23 protein-coding genes are annotated in these 22,186 nt (G+C 63.0%); 14 read left to right on the top strand and 9 right to left on the bottom strand.

The annotated features are described in order from the left end of the window. Nucleotides 1-44 precede the first annotated feature (44 nt). Together BSY240_RS08350 and BSY240_RS08345 are read left to right on the top strand one after the other, a co-directional pair. Nucleotides 45-2,162, top strand: coding sequence for a TRAP transporter permease (locus BSY240_RS08350; RefSeq protein WP_069041984.1), 2,118 nt, complete (start codon nucleotides 45-47; stop codon nucleotides 2,160-2,162). Beyond that, entirely contained in the window at nucleotides 2,159-2,533 is a 375-nt protein-coding gene (locus BSY240_RS08345; RefSeq protein ID WP_069041983.1) for a DUF1850 domain-containing protein, read from the top strand. Before BSY240_RS08350 ends, BSY240_RS08345 begins: the two co-directional genes overlap by 4 nt. Before the next feature lie 48 nt (nucleotides 2,534-2,581). On the opposite strand, the gene BSY240_RS08340 is transcribed toward BSY240_RS08345, so the two are convergent. Next, the gene (locus tag BSY240_RS08340) at nucleotides 2,582-2,947 is read right to left on the bottom strand and encodes a response regulator (protein ID WP_054148914.1); all 366 of its coding nucleotides are present in this window, start codon (nucleotides 2,945-2,947) and stop codon (nucleotides 2,582-2,584) included. A gap of 251 nt (nucleotides 2,948-3,198) precedes the next feature. On the opposite strand from BSY240_RS08340, the gene BSY240_RS08335 reads away from it, so the two are divergent. From BSY240_RS08335 to BSY240_RS08315, 5 genes are all read left to right on the top strand, one after another. After that, on the top strand, nucleotides 3,199-4,557 hold the full coding sequence (locus BSY240_RS08335) for a GntP family permease (RefSeq protein WP_069041982.1): 1,359 nt from the start codon (nucleotides 3,199-3,201) through the stop codon (nucleotides 4,555-4,557). A 154-nt stretch (nucleotides 4,558-4,711) separates the two neighbouring features. Then, nucleotides 4,712-5,638 (top strand): pirin family protein, encoded by a 927-nt coding sequence (locus BSY240_RS08330; protein ID WP_069041981.1) that lies wholly within the window; start codon nucleotides 4,712-4,714, stop codon nucleotides 5,636-5,638. 89 nt (nucleotides 5,639-5,727) lie between these two features. Beyond that, nucleotides 5,728-7,647: a 1-deoxy-D-xylulose-5-phosphate synthase gene (dxs, locus tag BSY240_RS08325; RefSeq protein ID WP_069041980.1), complete on the top strand. Its 1,920-nt coding sequence runs from the start codon at nucleotides 5,728-5,730 to the stop codon at nucleotides 7,645-7,647. A gap of 311 nt (nucleotides 7,648-7,958) precedes the next feature. Further along, the gene (locus tag BSY240_RS08320) at nucleotides 7,959-9,143 is read left to right on the top strand and encodes an MFS transporter (RefSeq protein WP_069041979.1); all 1,185 of its coding nucleotides are present in this window, start codon (nucleotides 7,959-7,961) and stop codon (nucleotides 9,141-9,143) included. A 3-nt stretch (nucleotides 9,144-9,146) separates the two neighbouring features. Continuing rightward, complete coding sequence (locus BSY240_RS08315; protein ID WP_069041978.1) at nucleotides 9,147-9,488, top strand: YkgJ family cysteine cluster protein; 342 nt, start codon at nucleotides 9,147-9,149, stop codon at nucleotides 9,486-9,488. A 5-nt stretch (nucleotides 9,489-9,493) separates the two neighbouring features. On the opposite strand, the gene BSY240_RS08310 is transcribed toward BSY240_RS08315, so the two are convergent. Further along, on the bottom strand, nucleotides 9,494-9,823 hold the full coding sequence (locus BSY240_RS08310) for a hypothetical protein (protein WP_069041977.1): 330 nt from the start codon (nucleotides 9,821-9,823) through the stop codon (nucleotides 9,494-9,496). A 195-nt stretch (nucleotides 9,824-10,018) separates the two neighbouring features. On the opposite strand from BSY240_RS08310, the gene BSY240_RS08305 reads away from it, so the two are divergent. From BSY240_RS08305 to BSY240_RS08295, 3 genes are all read left to right on the top strand, one after another. Continuing rightward, the gene (locus tag BSY240_RS08305; RefSeq protein ID WP_054148921.1) at nucleotides 10,019-10,621 is read left to right on the top strand and encodes a superoxide dismutase; all 603 of its coding nucleotides are present in this window, start codon (nucleotides 10,019-10,021) and stop codon (nucleotides 10,619-10,621) included. Between the two features lie 147 nt (nucleotides 10,622-10,768). After that, nucleotides 10,769-11,176, top strand: a complete 408-nt coding sequence (locus BSY240_RS08300) for a hypothetical protein (RefSeq protein WP_069043903.1) — start codon at nucleotides 10,769-10,771, stop codon at nucleotides 11,174-11,176. 8 nt (nucleotides 11,177-11,184) lie between these two features. After that, the gene (locus BSY240_RS08295) at nucleotides 11,185-11,442 is read left to right on the top strand and encodes a DUF2188 domain-containing protein (protein ID WP_054148923.1); all 258 of its coding nucleotides are present in this window, start codon (nucleotides 11,185-11,187) and stop codon (nucleotides 11,440-11,442) included. Nucleotides 11,443-11,534: 92 nt separating this feature from the next. Here the strand turns inward: BSY240_RS08295 and BSY240_RS08290 are convergent, their stop codons facing one another. From BSY240_RS08290 to BSY240_RS08270, 5 genes are all read right to left on the bottom strand, one after another. Then, nucleotides 11,535-13,550, bottom strand: a complete 2,016-nt coding sequence (locus BSY240_RS08290; RefSeq protein ID WP_069043902.1) for a methyl-accepting chemotaxis protein — start codon at nucleotides 13,548-13,550, stop codon at nucleotides 11,535-11,537. Nucleotides 13,551-13,778: 228 nt separating this feature from the next. Then, a complete protein-coding gene (locus BSY240_RS08285) occupies nucleotides 13,779-14,804 on the bottom strand; it encodes a DUF4424 domain-containing protein (RefSeq protein ID WP_083229598.1) in 1,026 nt (341 codons plus the stop codon). Nucleotides 14,805-14,886: 82 nt separating this feature from the next. Next, nucleotides 14,887-15,450: a biotin transporter BioY gene (locus BSY240_RS08280; RefSeq protein WP_054148925.1), complete on the bottom strand. Its 564-nt coding sequence runs from the start codon at nucleotides 15,448-15,450 to the stop codon at nucleotides 14,887-14,889. Nucleotides 15,451-15,482: 32 nt separating this feature from the next. Next, nucleotides 15,483-16,088 carry an energy-coupling factor transporter transmembrane component T family protein gene (locus tag BSY240_RS08275; RefSeq protein WP_083229597.1) on the bottom strand — a complete coding sequence of 202 codons (606 nt, stop codon included), beginning with the start codon at nucleotides 16,086-16,088 and terminating at the stop codon, nucleotides 15,483-15,485. Then, on the bottom strand, nucleotides 16,082-16,762 hold the full coding sequence (locus BSY240_RS08270; RefSeq protein ID WP_069041976.1) for an energy-coupling factor ABC transporter ATP-binding protein: 681 nt from the start codon (nucleotides 16,760-16,762) through the stop codon (nucleotides 16,082-16,084). Before BSY240_RS08270 ends, BSY240_RS08275 begins: the two co-directional genes overlap by 7 nt. 174 nt (nucleotides 16,763-16,936) lie before the next feature. Here BSY240_RS08270 and BSY240_RS08265 point away from each other — a divergent pair, with 174 nt between their 5' ends. From BSY240_RS08265 to BSY240_RS08250, 4 genes are all read left to right on the top strand, one after another. Further along, nucleotides 16,937-18,124 (top strand): winged helix-turn-helix domain-containing protein, encoded by a 1,188-nt coding sequence (locus BSY240_RS08265; protein ID WP_069041975.1) that lies wholly within the window; start codon nucleotides 16,937-16,939, stop codon nucleotides 18,122-18,124. An 86-nt stretch (nucleotides 18,125-18,210) separates the two neighbouring features. Then, a complete protein-coding gene (locus tag BSY240_RS08260; RefSeq protein WP_069043899.1) occupies nucleotides 18,211-18,570 on the top strand; it encodes a GNAT family N-acetyltransferase in 360 nt (119 codons plus the stop codon). Nucleotides 18,571-18,690: 120 nt separating this feature from the next. Continuing rightward, nucleotides 18,691-19,125: an antitoxin Xre-like helix-turn-helix domain-containing protein gene (locus tag BSY240_RS08255; protein ID WP_069041974.1), complete on the top strand. Its 435-nt coding sequence runs from the start codon at nucleotides 18,691-18,693 to the stop codon at nucleotides 19,123-19,125. Nucleotide 19,126: 1 nt separating this feature from the next. Continuing rightward, nucleotides 19,127-19,825 (top strand): RES family NAD+ phosphorylase, encoded by a 699-nt coding sequence (locus BSY240_RS08250; protein ID WP_069041973.1) that lies wholly within the window; start codon nucleotides 19,127-19,129, stop codon nucleotides 19,823-19,825. Between the two features lie 124 nt (nucleotides 19,826-19,949). On the opposite strand, the gene ribB is transcribed toward BSY240_RS08250, so the two are convergent. Further along, nucleotides 19,950-21,050 carry a 3,4-dihydroxy-2-butanone-4-phosphate synthase gene (gene ribB / locus BSY240_RS08245; protein ID WP_054148930.1) on the bottom strand — a complete coding sequence of 367 codons (1,101 nt, stop codon included), beginning with the start codon at nucleotides 21,048-21,050 and terminating at the stop codon, nucleotides 19,950-19,952. Nucleotides 21,051-21,061: 11 nt separating this feature from the next. Continuing rightward, nucleotides 21,062-22,156, bottom strand: a complete 1,095-nt coding sequence (gene aroC / locus BSY240_RS08240) for a chorismate synthase (protein ID WP_069041972.1) — start codon at nucleotides 22,154-22,156, stop codon at nucleotides 21,062-21,064. Between the last annotated feature and the right edge of the window lie 30 nt (nucleotides 22,157-22,186).

The following is a 22,186-nucleotide window of genomic DNA, read 5'->3' as shown; positions in this document are numbered from 1 at the left end:
CGTCCGGTCCTTTGCCCCTTGGCTTACCCTTCGGACGGATACCCATGAGCGCTACGACTGCGGACCAGACCCTGTCGCATGAACCGAACACCCATGAGCAGCTTTTTCCGGCGACCGCCGAGGGCAAGCTGCTCTACGGCATCGCCGTTGCCTTCTCGCTCTTTCAGATCGCGACCGCGGCTCATCTGATCGACCTGCCGAGCCAGCTCGTCCGCTCTACCCATGTCGCCTTTCTTCTGCTTCTCGGCTTCCCGCTGGTAGCCGCCAATCTGCGCAAGGGCGCGCTCTACACCGCAGGCGCCTGGGCGCTCGCGACGATCGGCGTCGCCGTCGCCGTCTACCAGTTTGTCGAATATGAGCCGCTGATCCTGCGCGCTGGTGATCTCATCACCATGGATCTCTATTTCGGGGTCCTTGCCATCGCCACCGTCTTCATCGGTGCCTGGGTGATCATGGGTCCGGCGCTGCCGATCATTTCGGGCCTATTCCTCGCCTACTGCCTGTTTGGCGAATATCTGCCTTCGCCGCTCAATCACCGCGGCTACGATTTTTCCCAGGTCATCGACCATATGGCCTATGGCACCGAGGGCATCTACGGCGTGCCGACCTATGTGTCGTCGTCCTATATTTTCCTCTTCATCCTGTTCGGCTCCTTCCTGGAGCGGGCCGGGATGATCAAGCTGTTCACCGATGTGTCCCTCGGCCTCGTCGGTCACAAGCGCGGCGGGCCCGCCAAGGTCTCGGTCATCTCTTCCGGCCTGATGGGCACCATCTCAGGCTCCGGTGTCGCCAATGTCGTCACCACCGGCCAGTTCACGATCCCACTGATGAAGCGCTTCGGCTACCGCCCTGCCTTTGCCGGCGGCGTCGAGGCGACATCGTCCATGGGCGGACAGATCATGCCGCCTGTCATGGGCGCCGTTGCCTTCATCATGGCTGAGACGCTGGGTGTGGAATATGCCGAGATCGTCAAGGCAGCGCTGATCCCGGCCATCCTTTACTTCGCTTCGGTCTTCTGGATGGTGCATCTCGAGGCCGGCAAACGGGGCCTCAGCGGTCTGGATCCGAAGGATTTGCCCTCACCGCTCGCCGCCATCCGCCAGCACTGGTATTTGCTGCTGCCGCTCGCAGCCCTCGTCTGGCTCCTCTTCTCCGGCTACACGCCACTTTTCGCGGGCACCGCAGGCCTCGCGCTCACCATGCTGCTCATCCTCGGCAGCTCGATTGCCATCGGCATGTCGAACACGGCTGTGCGCACCATCTTCTGGATCGGCATCGGCCTCGCCGGTGCCTCCTTCTTCCAGTATGGCTTCCGCGCGGTCCTGATCGCCATCCTGGTGCTGATTGCCTGGAATTTCCTGGTCAAGGGGGGCCGGCAAGCCCTGAAACTCAGCGTTGACAGCCTGGCGGATGGCGCGAAGACGGCGTTGCCCGTCGGCGTCGCCTGTGCCGTGGTCGGCATCATCGTCGGCACCATGACGCTCACAGGCGCTGCCAACACATTTGGCCAGTTCGTCGTCGCGGTCGGACAGCACAGCCTCTTCCTGTCGCTGGTCCTCACCATGCTCACCTGCATCCTACTCGGCATGGGCATCCCGACCATCCCGAATTACATCATCACTTCCTCGATCGCCGGCCCCGCACTGCTCGAACTCGGCGTGCCGCTGATCGTCAGCCACATGTTCGTCTTCTACTTCGGCATCCTCGCCGACCTGACCCCGCCGGTGGCACTCGCCTGCTTCGCGGCGGCCCCCATTGCCCGGGAATCGGGCCTGCGCATCTCCTTCGAAGCAGTGAAGGTGGCAGCCGCCGGCTTCGTCATTCCCTTCATGGCCGTCTACACGCCGGCCCTGATGCTGCAGGATGGCGGTCCGCTGGCCGAGGCCATCGGCTATCCGCTTGCAGTCCTCTACATCGTCATCAAGGCCAGCCTGTCGATCGGTCTCTGGGGTATCGCCGTGATCGGCTATCTCAACCGGCCGCTGCCAATCTTGCACCGCCTGGTCGCGGCTGCCGCCGCCTTCTTCCTGGTAGCGGCCCTGCCCGTCACCGACGAGATCGGTGGAGCACTCGTTCTGCTCTTTGCCCTCATGGCCTGGAAGTTCCCGGGCAAGGCGCCCGCACCAGTCGGAACGGCTCCGCCCCGGACCGAGACGCCATGAGCCTTTGCGTCGCGCTTGCTGCAACAGTTCTGACAATTCCGACCACGACCTTCTCACTCTCCTGGGAGCATTCGGTCGAGAAGGTCGAGTGGCGTGAAGAGTGGGCGGTGACGTCTCCCGGGCTGCAGCTGAAGCGGGCAAGCGTCAAGGGATCCGGCGCCGGCATGGAGCCGGGCGAGGGGGCGGCGCTTGAAGATGGCTGGTGGCGCTGGACGCCGACGCTGGCACCACTTTCCGAGATACGCCTCGCCGCCTCTGGAGAAACACCGGGCGGTTGGCAACTCTGCCACGAAACTGGGTGCCTGATATTGGGCAGACAGGCCGGCGAGGACAGCGTGATATCCCCCTGCACGCCGGCTTCCGTCCCCTGATGAGGGTTGCGTCAGAATGAGGTTTGCAAGGGGGCTGGCATCGGAAGCTCAGGCGCTCAGCCGTCCTACAGCGTCGACAAGTTTGGCCGCTTCGAAAGGCTTGACGATCCAGCCTGTGGCGCCGGCTTTGCGGGCGCGTTCGCGCTTCTGAGGATCGTTTTCCGTCGTGAGCACAAGGATGGGGATGGCTCTGTAGCGATCGCTGCGGCGAATTCGCTCGATGAACCCGAACCCGTCAAGCCTTGGCATGTTGATGTCGGTGATGATGAGGTCAGGGGCGCTGCCTTCCAGCACTTCCAGACCCTGGATGCCATCTTCCGCCTGCAGCGTCTCATAGCCTGCGTTTTCAAGCGTCTGGGTGACCATGGACAAGATGGTTTTCGAATCATCAACCGCTAGAATTTTCTTCACCAAGATTACCTCGCTTCCTTCGTCTGTCGGGCGAGCCATACCGGACGGATCAATCGGCTACGATGAAAATCATTAGATATAACTGATGAAGAATTAATGCATGAAAGCCTGCTCCTGGTCTGATCTCGACGTTGCAGATTTGCTTCATGCTCATCTCCTTGCCTTGCAAGAATGGCCGATGATGCGGGCGAGTTGCCGGTAGCTCACCGGGTCGGATTCCTCTATCTATTGCAGCGCAATAAAGAGGGGCCCCCATGTCTGTCCTCATCATCCTGCTTGCCCTGACGCTGCTCATTGCCGGGGCTTGGGCTGGCGCATCCGTCCTGGCACTTGCGCCGCTGCTTGCCGTGGTCGCCGCCTTTCTGTCCGGAGATCCGGCGCTGGCCAGCTATACCCAGGTCTTCATGAAGGGAGCGGGAGGGTTCGTCATCTCCTTCTTCCCGCTCTTTTTGCTAGGGGCCATGTTCGGGCGGGTGATGGAGATGTCCGGGGCAGCAGACACACTGGCAAGGGCGATTGCGGACCTGGTGGGCCGCAAGAACGCGATACCTGCCGTGGTGCTTGCCTGCGCTGTTTTGACCTATGGTGGCGTCTCGCTGTTCGTCGTGGCGTTCACTGCCTGGCCTTTGGCGCGTGCCCTCTTCATTCAGACCGGCCTTCCAGCCCGGCTGATCCCGGCGACCATTGCGCTCGGTGCCTTCACCTTCACCATGACGGCACTTCCCGGAACGCCGTCGATCCAGAACGCCATTCCGATGGCGACATTTGCCACGACGCCTTTTGCGGCCCCGGGTCTCGGCCTGATTGCTGGCGGCATCATGCTTGGTCTTGGACTTCTCTGGCTTCGGACAAGAACCGCACGTCTGGCCGGAGAGCCGCCACCTGTTCGAAACGGTGCCTCGTCGGAGACGGTTGCGCTGCCCCTGTGGCGGGCGGCCCTGCCGATTGCATCGGTGGCGCCCATGACGCTGCTGATGGATCAGTTCATCCTGCCGGGTCTCGATACCAGCTATCTGGCAGACCCGGTTTATGGTGCAACGGAGCTGGCCAGGGTCAAGGGGCTCTGGTCCGTCATTGCGGCCCTGACCTTCGGTCTGATGCTCGCCCTTGTCGTCAGCCCACCACCGAAGATCCTCGAAACGACTGGGGCGGGCGCAGAAAGCTCGCTCCTTCCACTGTTCAATACGGCAAGCCTCGTTGGCTTCGGCGCCGTGATTGCCATCCTCCCGGGCTTCGAAGTCTTGCGGTCGGCGATCGACGGCCTGTCCGGCGGCAATGTCGTGATATCGGCAGCACTGTCCTCGGGGCTTCTCTCCGGGATTACGGGCTCGGCCTCTGGCGGAATGTCGATCGCGCTGGACGTACTGGGTCCGACGCTCGTTGCGCAGGCGGTAAGCCAGAACGTGGATCCCGCTCTCCTGCACAGGGTGATTGCCGTTGCGACGGGAGGGCTCGATACCTTGCCGCACAACGGCGCCGTCATTACCCTGCTCGGGATCTGTGGCATGACCCACCGTCGGGCTTACGGCGACATCTTCGTCGTCGCTGTCCTGGTGCCTCTGGTCGCCTGTGCGGCGATCGTCGCATTGGGCATCAGCTTCGGAAGCTTCTGATCTTCGATGGTTATCCGATTCAGAGGCAGATCACGTCTCTTTCCGTTCTCGTGACCATCGAAAAAAGACCTCGGTGGTCGCTCGAGAGAGCCCTATGATGGGAGCATCACCCCACGAGAGCGGCGCGTTCTGCACGCAAACGAAGAGGTTTTTCATGTCCTTCTTTCCCGGAAATGACCCCGTCCCCGGCGATGCCTTTGCCTGTGACGCCATCGAACACCTGATCATTCCCCGTTCCAGCGACATCGGCGGTTTCGCGGTGCGGCGCGCGCTCCCCTCTGTCCGGCGCCGTCTCGTCGGGCCCTTCATCTTCTTCGACCGCATGGGACCTGCCGTTCTGAAGGCGGGCGAAGCCATGGATGTCCGTCCGCATCCGCACATCGGCCTCTCGACCGTCACCTATCTCTTCGACGGCGAGATCAAGCATCGCGACAGCCTCGGCACGGAGCTGGTGATCGCTCCGGGCGACATCAACCTGATGACATCAGGCTCTGGCATCGTCCATTCCGAGCGCACGCCGGAGAACCTGCGCGGTCATCCACTCTCGATGTCGGGGCTGCAGACCTGGATCGCGCTCCCGGATCATCTGGAGGAGATCGACCCGGCCTTCGCCCATACGGCGAAGGGCGAACTGCCGACCTTCAGCGATCACGGCGCTTCCGGTCGCCTCGTCATCGGCGGCATGGGCGGATTGCGTTCGCCGGTCACGACTTTCTCCGAGACCCTCTATGTTGACCTCACTCTCGAGCCCGGTGCCCGCTTTCCCTTCGACGCCGGCCAGGAAGAGCGCGCGCTCTACATTCTCTCCGGCGAGATCGAGATCGCCGGCGACCGCTTTGCCCAGGACCAGCTTCTCGTCTTCCGCCCCGGCGACGAGATCACCCTGATCGGCGGCGCGACAGGCTGTCACGTCATGCTCTTCGGCGGTGCGGCCATGGAAACCAGGAAACATATCTGGTGGAACTTTGTATCGTCGTCCAAGGAACGCATCGAACAGGCCAAGGAAGAGTGGAGAACTGGCCGTTTTGACATCGTTCCCGGCGACGAAGACGAGTTCGTACCTTTGCCGGAGGGCCGTTGACCGCTATATATGCGCTTGATGACGTGGAATTGCCCTGATCGTCGGGGGATGGTATCGCGCATCCAAACAGACTGAAGAGGCATCAGCCCGTGACATCTCTGCCCGATACCCCGCTCCTGGACAAGGTCAAGCTCCCGAAAGACTTGAAGGCCATTGAGGATCGCGATCTGCCGCAGCTGGCGCGCGAGGTCCGCGACGAGATGATCGACGCGGTGTCGAAAACGGGAGGGCATCTGGGCGCCGGCCTCGGCGTCGTCGAACTGACGATCGCCATCCACAAGGTCTTCGAAACGCCGGATGATCGGCTGATCTTCGACGTCGGACACCAGTGTTATCCGCACAAGATCCTGACCGGTCGCCGCGAGCGGATCCGCACGCTGCGCCAGGAAGACGGCCTCTCCGGCTTCACCAAGCGCGCGGAAAGCGAATACGACCCCTTCGGCGCGGCCCATTCCTCGACCTCGATTTCCGCAGGCCTCGGCATGGCGGTCGCGGCCGAGCTATCAAAGACCGACCGCAAGGTGATCGCCGTGATCGGCGACGGCGCGATGTCCGCCGGCATGGCCTATGAGGCACTGAACAATGCCGGCGCCCTCGACGCTCGCCTGATCGTCATCCTCAACGACAACGATATGTCGATCGCTCCGCCGACCGGCGCGATGAGCGCCTATCTCGCGCGCCTCGCCTCCGGCCGCAGCTACATGGGCTTCCGCGAATTCGGCAAGAAACTGACCGCCTATCTCGGCAAGACCGTCGACCGCGCGATCACCCGCGCCGTTGAGCACGCCCGTGGTTACGTCACCGGCGGCACCATGTTTGAAGAGCTCGGCTTCTACCACATCGGCCCGATCGACGGTCATTCCTTCGATCACCTGCTGCCCGTTCTGCGCAATGTCCGCGACAACGCCAAGGGCCCCGTGCTGATCCATGTCGTGACCCAGAAGGGCAAGGGCTACGCTCCGGCAGAGGCCGCCGCCGACAAGTATCACGGCGTCAACAAGTTCGACGTGATCACCGGCACCCAGGCCAAGGCCAAGCCGAACGCACCGGCTTACACCGCCGTCTTCGCCGACGCGCTGGTCGAGGAAGCCCGCCATGACGAGAAGATCGTCGGCATCACCGCCGCCATGCCCTCGGGCACGGGTCTCGACAAGCTTCAGTCGCTGTTCCCCGAGCGCACCTTCGATGTCGGCATCGCCGAACAGCATGCGGTGACCTTTGCGGCTGGCCTCGCAGCCGAAGGTTTCAAGCCATTCTGCGCGCTCTATTCGACCTTCCTGCAGCGCGGCTACGACCAGGTCGTGCATGACGTCGGCATCCAGGGGCTGCCGGTGCGATTTCCCATCGACCGCGCCGGTTTCGTCGGCGCCGATGGCCCGACCCATGCCGGCTCCTTCGATACCGGTTTCCTTGCGGCTCTCCCCGGCTTCGTGGTCATGGCCGCGGCCGACGAGGCGGAGCTGAAGCACATGGTCCGGACCGCAGCTGCCTATGACGAAGGTCCGATCTCCTTCCGCTATCCGCGCGGCGAAGGTGTGGGCGTTCCCATGCCCGAACGCGGCGAAATCCTTGAGATCGGCCGTGGCCGCATCGTCAAGCAGGGCTCCAAGGTCGCACTCCTCTCCTTCGGCACGCGTCTGGCCGACTGCCTGCTGGCCGCGGAAGACCTCGACGCATCAGGCCTCTCGACCACGGTTGCCGATGCCCGTTTCGCCAAGCCTCTGGACCACGACCTGATCCGCCAGCTCGCCCGCCACCATCAGGTGGTGGTTACGGTCGAAGAAGGCGCCGTCGGCGGCTTCGGCAGCCATGTCATGCATTTCCTCGTCAACGAGGGCCTGCTCGACAACGGCCTGAAGGTCCGCTCGCTCGTGCTCCCCGATGTCTGGATGGACCAGGCCAAGCCGGAAACCATGTATGCCAAGGCCGGCCTGGATGCTGCCGGCATCCTGAAGACGGTTTTCGCGGCGTTGGGCCAGGACGTGCCGGGGGTTATTGCGGCGGGTTGACCTATGGGTTTGATGCGACCCTAACCTGTCTCAGGCAAGCCCCCCTCTGCCCTGCCGGGCATCTCCCCCACATGGGGGGAGAGCGACTGACCGGCCGGCCTATTGCCCGCCTTTGAGGGCGTTAAACGCAGCGTCATACGTGGCGCTCCGCTCTCCCCCCTTGTGGGGGAGATGTCACGCAGTGACAGAGGGGGGTATTGTTACAGGCATGATAGCCGTGACGCTCTCGCCTCCCTCTCTGGACTTCCCCCAAACGCCCCGCTAGACCGGACCTTCAATCGACGGGCGCTGAAGCGCGCCTCGGAGGCTCCATGCAGACGGCACGCACCACGGATATCGCAGCCGACATCGCGCCTGATTGGGCGGCGATCGCGGTTGTCATTCTGGGCGTCACCGCCTTTGCTGTGGGGCAGGGGCTCACCTATCCGTTGATCTCGCTGATCCTCGAAAGCCGGGGTGTCTCCTCCAGCATGGCGGGCTTGAACGCCTCGGTCTTTGCCCTCGGCCTCGCCTCGTCGACGCTGCTGATCGGCAGACTGACGCAGAGGATACGCGGCGACCGGCTGATCGTGGCCTCGCTGCTAGGGGTGTCTGTCTGCCTCGCCACCTTCGCAGCCTTTGACCAGCTCTGGGTCTGGTTCGTCGCCCGCTTCCTGCTCGGCTTCTGCACAAGCATCATTTACACGGTTAGCGAAGCCTGGCTGAACACCGCCTGTCCGGACCGCCTGCGCGGCCGCGTCTCCGGCGCCTATAGCGCTGGCATGTGTGCAGGCTTTGCCGCAGGTCCGCTCGCCATTCCGCTTCTCGGCATTGAGGATGGCTTCGCCTTCGCGCTGACGGCGGCCTATGTGGCACTCGTCGCCTTTGCCTCGGTCATGCTCGGTCGTTACGCCAAGACCAAGCCGGAAGCCTCGGAAGCCGGCGGGCTCCTCACCTTCGTCAAAATGGCGCCGGTCCTCACCCTGATGGTCGTCGCCTTCGGCTTTTCGGATATCGCGGCGATCTCGATGATCCCGCTCTATTTCGTCGAACGCGGCTACAGCCAGAACTTTGCGGCCTTCGTCGTTACCATGGTGGCCTTGCCGACGGCGCTTGCCCAGCCCTTTGTCGGCTGGCTGCTCGACCGGCTGTCGCGGCCCGTCATCGCTGTCTCCGGCTCAGCCATCGCCGCCGTTGCTTTCCTCGCTCTGCCCTTCATGACCTCGCAGGCAGCGCTGCTGGTCACCATCTCGATCCTCGGTGCTGCAAGCTTCTCGCTCTACACCGCAGCGCTCACCCTGCTCGGCGAACGTTTCCGTGGCGGTCTTCTGGTGTCGGGTGCCGCCGTCTTTGCGCTGGCTTACGCGATCGGCAGCGCCGCCGGCTCCGGCAGCACGGGGCTCACCATGGATCTGATCTCCGTCGATGCCGGCCCCGTCTTCGTCGGCCTCTTGATGTTGGTCTTCACCGGTTTCTTCGCCATGAACCTGATGCGCGTCCGCGCCGCGAGGCGCTGAGCCATGCTCGAAACCTCTCCGCCCGAGATCTTCGACTGCCAGGCCTGCGGCGCCTGTTGCGCCTATTCCGCCGATTGGCCGCGCTTTTCCATGGAAAGCGATGAGGAGATCGCCGCCATCCCTGAAGCGATGATCGCCAAGGACGAAAGCGGCATGAAGTTTGAGAATGGGCGCTGTGCGGCGCTGACCGGCGAGGTCGGCAAACATGTCGGCTGCGCGGTTTATTCCGTGCGCCCGCATGTCTGCCGCACCTGCATGCCCGGCGACGAGGAATGCAAGATTGCCCGCGCCGAGTTCGGCTTTCCGATCGATGGCCTGCCGGAGCCCGATATCTACGAGGCCTGACCTCTTCAGGGCATGCTGATGACCACCTGGTCAGCCGGCAGCTCGCCACCGATCTCTGCCGCCTCGCTCTTCTTGTCATAGACGCAGATCGAGCTGACGACCGCATCCGCCCCGACGGCCTTGCCGGTCAGGATCGCGACCCCGTAGCTCTCCGTGCCCAAGGCATCGACGATCACCTTCGGCTGTTCGATACGCCCCGCGGCAAGCGCAGTACATTTCGCCGCAACATCCTTCGTAAACGCGTCCCAGGCATCACCCGACGAGGCGATTGCCGGCGAAGAGAGTGTGAGCAAGGCGAGCGCGGTAGCCACAAGAAGCGGGTGGGAACGGAACATGGGGGACCTCGGTTGGGTGCATTGTGGCGCGGAGCGTCGGCCGGAACGCCAAGTCGTGCAAGTCCAAAAACGGAAGACATTTCTTTCCCTTGGAGGCCGGAATTTGGAAGGGCAAAGGTTGCCTGAGCGATGTTCCGCACCTATGTTCCCGTCACCTGCCAAACCGCAATCCATTTGCCAAAAGGAGATCTCACCATGGCCTTCGAATTGCCCGCCCTCCCGTATGCTTACGACTCGCTGGCACCGTTCATGTCGGCTGAAACGCTCGAGTTTCACCACGACAAGCACCACCAGGCCTATGTGACCAACGGCAACAACCTCCTGAAGGATTCGGGCCTCGAAGGCCTGTCGCTCGAGGAAGTCGTCAAGCAGTCCTACGGCAAGAACGCCGGCCTCTTCAACAATGCCGGCCAGCACTACAACCACATCCACTTCTGGAACTGGATGAAGAAGGATGGCGGCGGCAACAAGCTGCCCGGCAAGCTTCAGGCTGCAGTCGACAGCGATCTCGGCGGCTATGACAAGTTCAAGGCCGATTTCGTCGCAGCCGGCACCACCCAGTTCGGCTCGGGTTGGGCCTGGCTCTCCGTCAAGGACGGCAAGCTCGAAATCTCCAAGACCCCGAATGGCGAAAGCCCGCTGATCCACGGCGCGTCCCCGATCCTCGGCGTCGACGTTTGGGAACACTCCTACTACATCGACTACCGCAACGCCCGTCCGAAGTACCTCGAAGCCTTCGTCGACAGCCTGATCAACTGGGACTATGTCCTGGAAATGTACGAAGCCGCGACGAAGTAATCGTCCAGCAAAATGCGCTTTTTGACGCCCGGTGCCTCGCACCGGGCGTTTTTCGTTTCTGACGTGCTCTCACATTCTGCAAATGGAACCATCCGGCATTCACAACGTTTCCTCGGCAACAACACGAACAACGGAAAGGGTATCACCATGGCGTCTTCCAACCTCCAGGCAGAACTTCGTGAACTGCGCGAACAGATGAATGATCTGAAGGACATGATCAGCCGCGAAGCGGGCCGAAGCAGCCGCAACATGCGCAACCGCGCCTCCGAAGCGCTGGACGAAGCAGGCCGCGCGGCTTCTTCCGTGACCGGCTACGACCGCGATGACATCCGCAACCGGGCGTCTGATGTCGTCAACGGTGCCTCGCGCACGGCCCATGTTGTGGCTGATTATGCTCGCGAAGGCGCCGATACGGTCGCTGGCGTGGTTCGCCGTCATCCGGCAGCCGCCACCTCCGCCGGCCTGATCACGCTCGGCATCGTCGGCGGTATCGTCGGCTACCTGCTTGCCAATTCCACTCCTCCGGCCCGTGACGGCCGCTGGCGCTGGAACTGAGACCGGCCATGGTCAAGGTCACCTATCACGTCGTGGAGCATGACGAAGGTTATGCCTACCGTCTTGGCAACGTCTATTCTGAGCCCTTTCCGACACACGACGAAGCGGTGGCTGCAGCCCGCAAGGCCGCAGGCGCCCAGCAGCTTGCCGATGGCGACGCCGAAATCAGCTGGCAGGACGCCGAAGGCGAGTGGCATCACGAACATGCGGACGGTGCGGACCGCCCCATGACGGACGTCGTCGATGATGTCGAGGACGACCGGTAGCCTGACGGTTTCGAGTTCAGGCAAAAGGGAAAGCCCGTGGCGCAAGCCACGGGCTTTCCTGATTCCGCTGGAAGGTCGCCGGCGCGTGCCGATCAGAATTCCGTCCAGTCCTGCTTTGCCGGTTCTGCGGGCGCCGCAGAACCCATGCTGAAGGCGCGGCCGAGTTTGCTCGCGAGCGCGCGCGCCGGCGACGGGGCAGGCGTATTGGCGGCGGAGGCAGCAGCCGGCTGTCGCGTTGCCGGCCGAGCAGCGGGTGCAGGCACCGCATACGCGGGCGCCGTTGCGCGGTGCTGCGTCCGGATAGGCGCGGCCGCTGATGCGCCCTGACCCAGACGGAACTGGGCGAGCAGCGTGTTGAGCGAATCCGCCTCCGCCGCCAGCGTATGCGAAGCGGCTGTCTGTTCTTCGACCATGGCGGCATTCTGCTGCGTGCCCTGGTCCATCGCGGTGACAGCGAGGTTGATTTCCTGCAGACCCGTGGCCTGTTCGCGCGCTGCGGTGACGATCGCGCCGACATGGTGGCTGATCTCCTGAACGGCGCTGACGATCTTTTCGAGTTCCGTGCCGGTCTCGCCGACCAGCGCCACGCCATTGCCGACCTGCGCGGTCGAACGTGAAATCAGCGACTTGATCTCCTTTGCGGCATTGGCCGAGCGTTGCGCCAGCTCGCGCACTTCCTGGGCGACAACGGCAAAACCCTTGCCGGCCTCGCCGGCACGGGCCGCCTCGACGCCGGCATTCAGTGCCAGGAGATTGGTCTGGAAGGCGATGTCTTCGATCACGCCGATGATGCTGGAGATCGACTGCGACGACTGCTCGATCTCCGTCATCGCCTGAACGGCGTTCCGGACAACCTCACCGGAGCGTTCGGCACCGGAACGCGTGCTGTCGACGAGCTGACCGACATCTTCGGCGCGTTTGGCCGTGTCGCGTACGGTCTTTGTGACCTGCTCGACGGCAGCGGCCGTCTCCTCGACAGACGCTGCCTGCTGTTCCGTGCGCCGCGCAAGATCGTCCGCGGAAGCGCGGATTTCGGCGGCACCGGCATGGATCGCATGGGCGTTGGCGCCCACGGTTCTCAGCGCCGCATGAAGCTTTTCGAGTGAATCATTGAAGTTGCCACGCAGACTGTCGAGATGGGCTGCGAAGGGCTTTTCGAGCCGGAACACGACGTCACCTTCCGAGAGTGCCGAGAGGCCCTTGGCGAGTTCGGTCATCGCGAAGCGCACTTCTTCCGCCTCTCGGGCCTTTTCCGCTTCCGCCTTCTGGCGGTCGGCCTCGGCCTGCTCACGCATCGCGCGGCGCTCGTCGGACATGCGCGCGCTTTCGATCGCCGCATCCTTGAACACCAGCACGGCTTTGGCCATGCGGCCGACCTCATCGCCACGGTCGACGGCCGGCACTTCGACGGCGTGGTCGCCAGCGGCGAGACGGGCCATGGCATCGGTCATGCCGGTGATCGGCGTGACGATCGAGCGGGCAAGCAGCCAGATCAGCCCGACCGCAAACACGCCGGCGACGGCCGCACCGAGGATCAGCGCCAGTTCGAGGGCGAAATGTGCCGCGTCAAGACGGGCGCGGGTGGCCGCCGTCTCCGTTGCCAGCAAAGTCTTGATGTCGGCGGCCGCAGCCCGGAAGGAATCGAGGGCGCCCGCAGCGCCAGAGCTGCCGATCGTCGCGATGTCTTCGACGGATGTCTGGCCGGCCTTGCGAGCGGCGATCTGCGGATCGGCGACCTGTTTTGCATAGGTTTCGGCGGCGGCCCGCATGGCATCAAGTCGGGAGATGAGCGCATTGTCGCTTGCCGCCAGCGTTTTCGCGTCGATGATCGCTGCATCAAGGGCTTGACGCTCGGTGGTCACCGCGGCAAGCGTGCTTTCGCTGCCGAACAGCAGGTAGCCGCGTTCGTTTGCAGCTTGCTCGGCCATCGCGGTCTTCGCGGCGTCGACGAGATTGACGATACGCTGGGCGCGGTCCTGATCGATCAGCGCGGACTTGGCCGTATAGGCCTGCAGGAAAACGACGACGGAGGCCAGGAAACATCCGGCCATGATGGTGCAAAAGGTGAGGATCAGCTTTTTGCTGAGCGAAAGGTTTTTGAGGAACATGATCATGACTTTCGGGCGCGCGAAAATGGCGGGACAGCCGGAATCCCGGCGTCCAGATGCAGCGGTGACATGATCCGTTCGGGCGTTTGCGCCTCCATCATGGAGTGCTCAGGGGGACACCGGAAACGATCGATCGCTGGCAATCCTGTCGGAAACGATTTTACAAGCCGTTACCAAGACATGGCCGAATGACCGCAGTCGCCGAATTTGGTAGCAAATGCGACCATTTTACGGGCCTTGCGTGGCCACCTTGTTCGAAACGACGAGAAGGATGTTGAGGTCGCGTTCGGGATAGAAGTCCTTGGCGCGCATTTCGAATGTCGTCGGCCCGGTCTTCTTCACGCCTTGCCCGCAGAAGCTGACGATCGAGTTCGGGTTTAGCTTGTCGATGGTCAGGCGAAAGTCGCCAATCGGTCCATACCAGTTGTTGCCTGTAGTCAGGATGTAGGAGAGCCACTGCTCGAAATAGTAGATCCCGGCATCCGGGTTCTGCTTCTTCTCCAGCTTGATCGCAGCCTTCAGAAAGTTGTCATCGACGCAGTAGCGCTCCTGGTACTCGGCATAGGCATCCGATGGTTTGCCGTCCCACATGAACACGAGACCGGCACTCCCGCCGACACTCGGGCGATAGCGATGCTCGACTTCAACGTCTGCGCCGGCCGGGAAGGTCGTCTCCCACCAGTAGATGGATTCGAGTTCCCAGACGGGCACATATTCCGGAGAAGCCTCGCCACCCGTGCCGTAATTGATGTCGGCGATCAGGCCCTTGGCCAGCCAATCCTTGATAACATCGGGTTCCAGCGTCTTCAGCGCTTCCGTCGTTTCCTTGAGGAGAGGCTGCAGCGGGATTTCCTGCTCTTCGACATCTGCGGTGAAGTCGATGCCGCGAACGAGCACACGCTGTTGCAAGTTCGGCTCGATCTCCGCGCCCTCCTGAATGACCGAGAAGTCCATGAAGTTGTCGCTCTGCTCGTCGGGCACCGCCGACATGATCTCGATCGGCCCGCCGATTTTCGGCATTGGGAAGGCAACGATGGTCGTCACCGGCTTGTTGCTGGTATTGCGGTAGAGGTATTTCACCTGCACCTTCTCCGGCGAGATGTAGAGATCTTCCTTTGCCATGGTGATCTCGTCGCTGCGCGTGAAGACGAGACCGCCTGCTTCCAACGTCGCCATGGAGTCATTGGCGAGAACTGTCATTGTGGCGAGTGCCTGCAGAGCGCAGGCGAGCATCAGTGTCGGCACGGTCGTCACGGTTCGAAATCCCCCAGACCCAAGAACGGAAAATGCCACCTTAGCGGTGGCATTTCGATTCTTGAACGACGCTTTCTGGGTGTTATGCGCGGGCCGGCAGAAGCGGGTAGCCGACGAGCACGGCGCGCGCTGCAAGCGTGGCAATCGCCGCCTTGACCAGGTCGCCGGGAATGAAGGCCAGCGAGCCCAGGACGACCTTGTCGAAGGGCGTGCCGGCCGCGACCGAGAGCCACGGCATGCCGCAGAGATAGACCACGCCGATGCCGCCGACGATGGAAGCAATGAAGAAGCCGGCCATTTGCTTGGCAGCCGACTGGCCTTCGCGCACGAGCTTTTCGGCGAGGAAGCCAGTGACGAAAGCACCGATGATCCAGCCGAAGATGTAACCGCCCGTCGGGCCCATAAGCACGTTGATGCCACCGCGACCACCCGAAAGCACCGGCAGGCCGACGGCGACGAGCACGACGAGCAGGGCATAGGCGGCCGCACCGCGCTTCGCCCCGATGATGCAGCCGGCGAGCATGACGCCCATGGACTGCGCCGTGATCGGCACCGGCAGCAGCGGGATCGGCACCGGCGGAATGAAGCCGAGCACGATGATGATCGCGGTGAAGAGGGCGGCGAGCACGATGTCTCTGGTGGTCATTGAACGGGTCCCCGGTAAACTTTCTGGGGTTTTTACTGACCCCTAATCCCCCGGGCGTCAATCGCTTCGGCGATCCGATCGGCATCCTTCAACGTCGAAATGATGAGGGGCCCGAGCATGCGCGAGAGCTTCACCGGAATGCCGCGCGCCGCATGTGCCTCTTTCAGCGCTTCGTAACGCCCGGCAATCTCCGGCACGAAACGCAGCACCAGCCCGAGCGCGAGACCGAGATCGGCGGCTTTGAGGAGCCCGAGCCGCTCGAGTGGTCGGGCAAGATCGGTGACGGCGGCCATGAAGTCGGCAATGCTGGTGGAAGCCGTAACGGCAGCCGCGAGCAACAGGATCGCAACAAGCCTGAGCGTGATCACGAGGGCCTCATGCGGCGACAGCAGCAAGAGATTGACCACAACGAGGAAGGTGATCGTGAAGAGAACCGGCTTCAGCCGCCGAAATCCTTCCGACAGGCCGACACCGGTCGACAGATAGAGAGTGCCGGTGGTGACCAGGGCCAGGGTCAGGGCGAGCGGTTGATCGACAAGATAGAGCGCCAACCCGAAAGCCATCAGCCCGACAAGCTTCGGCTTGACCGGGATGCGATGGAGAAGGCTCTGGCCCTCCACATGCAGGCTCGTCAGCATCCGGCGATCTCCCGGTAGCGGGCGATCGCTTCGGTAGCCTCTCCGTCAGAGACGAGCGCCCCTTCGTGGAAGACCAGCACGCGGGAAAAATCCGCCACCAGATCGAGGTCGTGGCTGATGACCACGGCCTGTTCGCCCAGCCCGTCGATCGCCGCCTTGACGCGGGCGCGGTTTCTGAGGTCGAGCTGATTGGTCGGCTCGTCGAAGATGACGACGTCAGGCCTGTTGACGCAGACCGCTGCAAGCGCCGCCAACTGCAGCTCACCGCCCGATAGCTCGTGGGGACGTCTCGCCGCGAAATCACCGATCCCGAAGCGGGCGAGGACCTCATCCACCAGTCGATCCACTTCGGGAGCGGCCAGCCCCCGCGCCTTCGGCCCGAGTGCGATATCCTCGCGAATGACCGGCAAAATGATCTGATGGCCCGGGTTCTGGAAGATGAATCCCGTCTTCGCCCGCGCCGCCTTTTCGTCGGTAACGGTATCGAGCCCGTCCAGCGTCACCGTGCCCGATGTCGGCTTGGCGAGGCCCGCAATAAGCCGCGCGAAACTCGTCTTGCCGGAACCATTAAGCCCGATCACGCCGATGCGCGGCTCGACGAGCGACAGCGACAGCGGCAAGAGAGCCACGCGGTCGCCGAAGCGCAATTCGGCCTGATCGAAACGGATATGCAAGGCGGAGATTCTCCGAGGGCAGTCCGTGATCCTATAGACCGACAGAGATCATGGTGCCAGAGACCAGTACGTCTTAGAACATGCCGACCGTGACGCGACCTGACGCGGCAGCTCTCCACTACCACAAGTCTTTGCCCATTGAACAAACCGCGAACATGTCCTAGCCTCTCAACCATGACGATTCCCGTCCCCAACACGCTCGCGCGAAAGATCTTCCTGGAACGGCAGGGACTGTCCCGCTCGCCGACAAAGGCGCTCGGGCGTCAGGGGCTTTACGACCTGATCCACGATCTCGGCTTCGTTCAGGTTGATAGCATCCAGTGGGTCGAGCGGGCCCATCACCAGATCCTGTTCTCCCGCAACCAGACCTATCGGACCAAAGATCTGCAGCACCTTCTTGAGAAGGATCGCTCGCTTTTCGAACACTGGACGCATGACGCCTCGGTCATTCCCTCGGCCTTCTTCCCCTATTGGAAGCACCGCTTCGTCCGACGTGAAGAGCGCATCCGGCAGAACTGGGCGAAGTGGCGAGGGGAGGGCTTCGATCAGGCCTTCGAGGAGACCTATGCCCGCATCCGTGACCACGGTCCGGTCCTGGCCCGTGACGTGAAGGCCGAGGACCACAAGTCCGGTGGCTGGTGGAACTGGCATCCCTCGAAGACGGCGCTGGAATTTCTGTGGCACACCGGCAAACTGTCGATTGCACGCCGCGAAGGCTTCCAGAAGGTCTATGACCTCTCCGAACGCGTGATCCCAACCGAACATCACACCGCTGAAGTCGATCACGAAACCTTCGTCGACTGGGCCTGCCGGGCAGCTCTCACCCGCCTCGGCTTCGCCACCTCGGGCGAAATCGCCGCCTTTTTCGATATCGTCACTCCCGACGAGGCCAAGGCCTGGGTCGCCGCCCATCGCGACGAACTTCAGGAGTTGCAACTGGAAACCGTCGACGGCAAGCCGCGCGCCTCCTTTGCCTTCGCGAACCACGTGGCATCGCTCCTCGACGCTCCCGAGCCGCCGGCCCGCATCCGCGTGCTCTCGCCCTTCGACCCCCTGATCCGCGACCGCAATCGCACCGAACGTCTCTTCGGCTTCTTCTATCGCATCGAAGTCTTCGTGCCCGAGCCGAAGCGGCAATATGGCTACTACGTTTTCCCGCTGCTGGAGGGCGACCGCCTCATCGGTCGCATCGACATCAAGGCGGAACGCAGGGAAGGTCTTCTCCATGTCCGCCGCCTCTGGCTGGAGCCGGGCGTGAAGCCGACGGCCGGTCGCCTCGATAAGCTGGAAGCCGAACTCCAGCGTATCGCCCGCTTTGCCGGCATGGAAACCGTGCGCCTGCAGCCCGGCTGGCTCGGCTGATCAAGACACAATCAACAGGAAAACCAGACGTGACCGACAACAGCGCCTACCGCATCGAACCCCGTGTGCCCGCCGTCGACGACTACATGCGTCTTCGCCTTGAATCCGGCCTCACGCCGTTTGCCCGCGAAGCTGCGGAAAAAGGCCTGCCGAACTCGATCTTTGGCGTCAGCCTGATGCTGGGAGACCAGACCGTTGGCATGGGCCGCATCATCGGCGATGGCGGCTGCTTCTTCCAGGTGACCGACATCGCCATCCTGCCCGCGCATCAGGGCAGGGGGCTCGCGAAATGGATCATGGCGGCACTCTCCGACTTCATCGCCACGCTGCCGAAGTCCGCCTATGTCAGCCTGATCGCCGACGTGCCCGCCAATCGCCTCTACAGCCAGTTCGGCTTCGACGAGACTGCACCGCGTTCGGTCGGCATGGCGCGCCGGGTGGTTTGAGGCAGGACAAGCCGCCGCCGGCGTTCCACAATGTCCACTTTGTTGGCCCCAGTGGTGCCGTCCACTTGAAAAAACCTTCAAATGACGTAATTTTCATATGTCACTTGAAGGATGTCGATTATGCTCCATGCTGTCGAACGCAAGGCCGTCTCGGATGCCGCTCCGCCTCAGGGCTTCTCGATCGAAGCCGATCGGAAGCGTCTTTCGACGACTGCGCTGAAAGCCTTTCGCCGTCTGGTCATTCAGTGGGACCTGACGAGCCAGCAGGCGGCGGCCTTGCTCGGGGTCTCGCTCAGCACCTGGGAACGGTTGAAGCCTGAGAGCGTCACGAAAACCCTGAGCCAGGATCAGATGACCCGGATCTCGGCGCTGACCGGCATCTACAAGGCGCTGCATCTGCTCTTCGTCGATACCATGGCCGACCGCTGGCCGATGCTGGAAAATACCGGGCCGCTCTTTGATCGCCGCACGCCCGTCGCCGCCATGATCGAAGGCGGGATCCCGCATATGCTGGAGGTCCGCCGCTATCTCGACGCCGTGCGCGGGGGGCTCTGACTTGGAGGTCGCCGGCGTTCCGGTGAGCATTGTCGCCTATCCAAGGACCGTGCGTCTCGTCTCCACCGCACGCTTGCGCCAAGCCGTGCTCGCGCCACTCGCCGATACGGCCGATGAACTCGCCGAACTCGCCGAGATCGAGGCGGCCACGTCGACCCGCATCCAGGCCCAGTCAACAGGTATTTCCGGGCTGGCTGCCAACGAACTCGTCTATGACGTGCCGCATGCGCATTTCATCAATGCTAGCTTCGCCTATGCCAAGCCGCGCGAACCCAATCGCTTCAACGGTGAGACCCGGGGTGCCTGGTATGCGGCGCTCGGCGTAGACACATGCCTCGCCGAAATCGCCTTTCACATGACGGAATTCCTGTCACGAACGGGCGTCTATGAAGCGGTGGCCGATTATGCGGAAATGCTCTGCAGCACGTCGGGAGAGTTCCTCGACCTGAGGACGCTGCCCGATCATCCGGCGCTCTCGCTGGATAAGGCGCTCGGCTACCCGGAGGGCAACCGCCTGGCCCTCGAAGCCAGACGGTCCGGGCTGAACGGCATCGTCTACCCGTCAGTCCGCCACGATAGCGGAACCTGCTTTGCCATATTGCGGCCCGCTGCCGTCCAGTCGGTGCGCCAGGGGGACGTCTGGCGGCTGAGCTGGAAAGGCAGGCCAGAGCCGGTAATCGAGGGGCCGATCGGGTTCTGAGCTTTTCGGCGGCACTCGGGTCACTCCACCCTCCCCTTGAGGGGGAGGGTCGGACCGAAGGTCCGGGGTGGGGTGATCAGGCGGCTGTCAGCCGCCACATCGCATCAATCGAGAGGCAAGGCCCTCAGACGATCTCCGTCGCCGAAATCTTGATGCCAAAACCTTCGAGCCCGACATAGTGGCGCTCGCGCGACGAGAAGAGCCGGATCGAGGTGACGCCGAGGTCCTTCAGGATCTGCGCGCCGAGCCCGATTTCCAGCCATTCGCTTTCGCGTGCCTGGGCTTCCGAATGATCTTCGCGGTCATGCTTGCCGCTGCGTGCGGTGGTGGAGACACCCACACCGACGGACCCCTCGCGCAGATAGACGATCACGCCGCGGCCCTTGTCGGCGATCCGCTTCATGATGCCATCGACCTGCCGGTTGGTGCCGAAGACATCCTGGCCGACATGCTCGAGATGCAGGCGAACCGGAATGTCCTCGCCGTCCCGGATGTCGCCGAAGACGACGGCGAGATGCTGCATCGGGTCCCAGGGCAGGGAATAGGCATAGGCCTTGGCCGCGCCATAGGGCGTCTGCAGATCGAACTTGGAGACCAGCTGGATCAGCGTCTCCTTGCGCTGGCGATAGGCGATGAGGTCGGCGACCGACACCTGCTTCAAGCCATGTTTCACGGCAAAATCGGCAACCTGCTGGCCACGCGTCACGGTGCCGTCGTCATTGACGAGTTCGCAGATGACGCCGATCGGTGGCAGGCCCGCAAGCTTGCAAAGGTCGACGGCGGCTTCGGTATGACCCGAGCGCATCAGAACCCCGCCTTCGCGAGCGACCAGCGGGAAGATGTGCCCGGGGCGAACGAAATCTGAAGGGCCGACATTCGGGTTGGCTAGATTCCGCACCGTCAGCGTCCGGTCGTCTGCCGAAATGCCGGTTGTCGTGCCGTGCTTGAAGTCGACGGAGACGGTGAAGGCCGTGGTATGCGCGCTGTCGTTCTCCGCCACCATCGCCGAGAGGTTCAGGCGCTTGGCCTCTTCCTTCGGCATCGGCGTACAGACGATGCCCGAGGTGTGGCGCACGATGAAGGCCATCTTGTCGGCGGTGCAGTGAACGGCCGCAACAATCAAGTCCCCTTCGTTCTCGCGGCCGTCATCGTCGGTGACGACGACGATCTCGCCGGCTTCAAAGGCGCGGATCGCCTCGACGACGCGCTTCTGGTCATAGCTCATGGGGCAAGTCCTTATCTGGTCCGGCCGTTCTGGCCGCGGTCTCTCAAAATATGGTCGAGAAGGATGCAGGCGAGCATGGCCTCGCCGACAGGCACGGCCCGGATACCGACGCAAGGGTCATGGCGACCCTTGGTGCGCACATCGACTTCGTTGCCATCGGCATCAATGGAGCGCTTCTCGGTCAGGATCGATGAAGTCGGCTTGATGGCGAAGCGCGCAACGATCGGCTCACCGGTCGAAATACCGCCGAGCACGCCGCCGGCATGGTTCGACAGGAATACGGGCTTGCCGTCCGCCCCGATCCGCATCTCGTCGGCGTTCTCCTCACCGGTGATTTCGGCGGCCTGGAAGCCGTTTCCGACCTCGACGCCCTTCACCGCATTGATCGACATGAGGCCGGCTGCGATCTCCTGGTCGAGCTTGCCATAGACGGGTGCGCCGATGCCGGCCGGCACGCCTTCGGCTACCACTTCGATCACGGCACCGACAGAGGAGCCTGCCTTGCGAATGCCGTCGAGATACTCCTCGAAGACGGGAACCATCGCGGCATCAGGGCAGAAGAACGGGTTTTGGTCGACCTGCGCCCAGTCCCAGTTCTCGCGGTTGATCTTGTGCGTGCCGATCTGCACCAGCGCGCCACGAATGGTGACGCCGGGCATGGCAAGCCGGGCCAGCGCACCGGCTGCCACGCGGGCGGCCGTCTCGCGAGCGGAAGAGCGTCCGCCGCCACGATAGTCGCGGATCCCGTATTTCAGATCATAGGTATAGTCGGCATGGCCGGGGCGATAACGCTTGGCGATCTCGCCGTAATCCTTGGAGCGCTGGTCGGTATTCTCGATGAACAGCGAGACCGGCGTGCCCGTCGTGATCATCGTGCCGTCTTCCTGCGGCATGACGCCGGAGAGCACCTTGACGATGTCGTCTTCGCGCCGCTGGGTGACGAAGCGCGACTGGCCGGGCTTGCGCTTGTCCATGAAGACCTGCAGATCCTCCTGGGCAAAGCGGACACCCGGAGGGCAGCCGTCGACAACAGCGCCAAGCGCCGGCCCGTGGCTTTCGCCCCAGGTGGTGACGCGGAAGAGATGACCGAAGGTATTGTGCGACATGCGTATGCTACCGTCCCATTCTCGTCCGCC

Source organism: Agrobacterium sp. RAC06, from assembly GCF_001713475.1.
GTDB lineage: Bacteria > Pseudomonadota > Alphaproteobacteria > Rhizobiales > Rhizobiaceae > Allorhizobium.
This window is presented reverse-complemented; position numbering and strand designations above follow the sequence as displayed.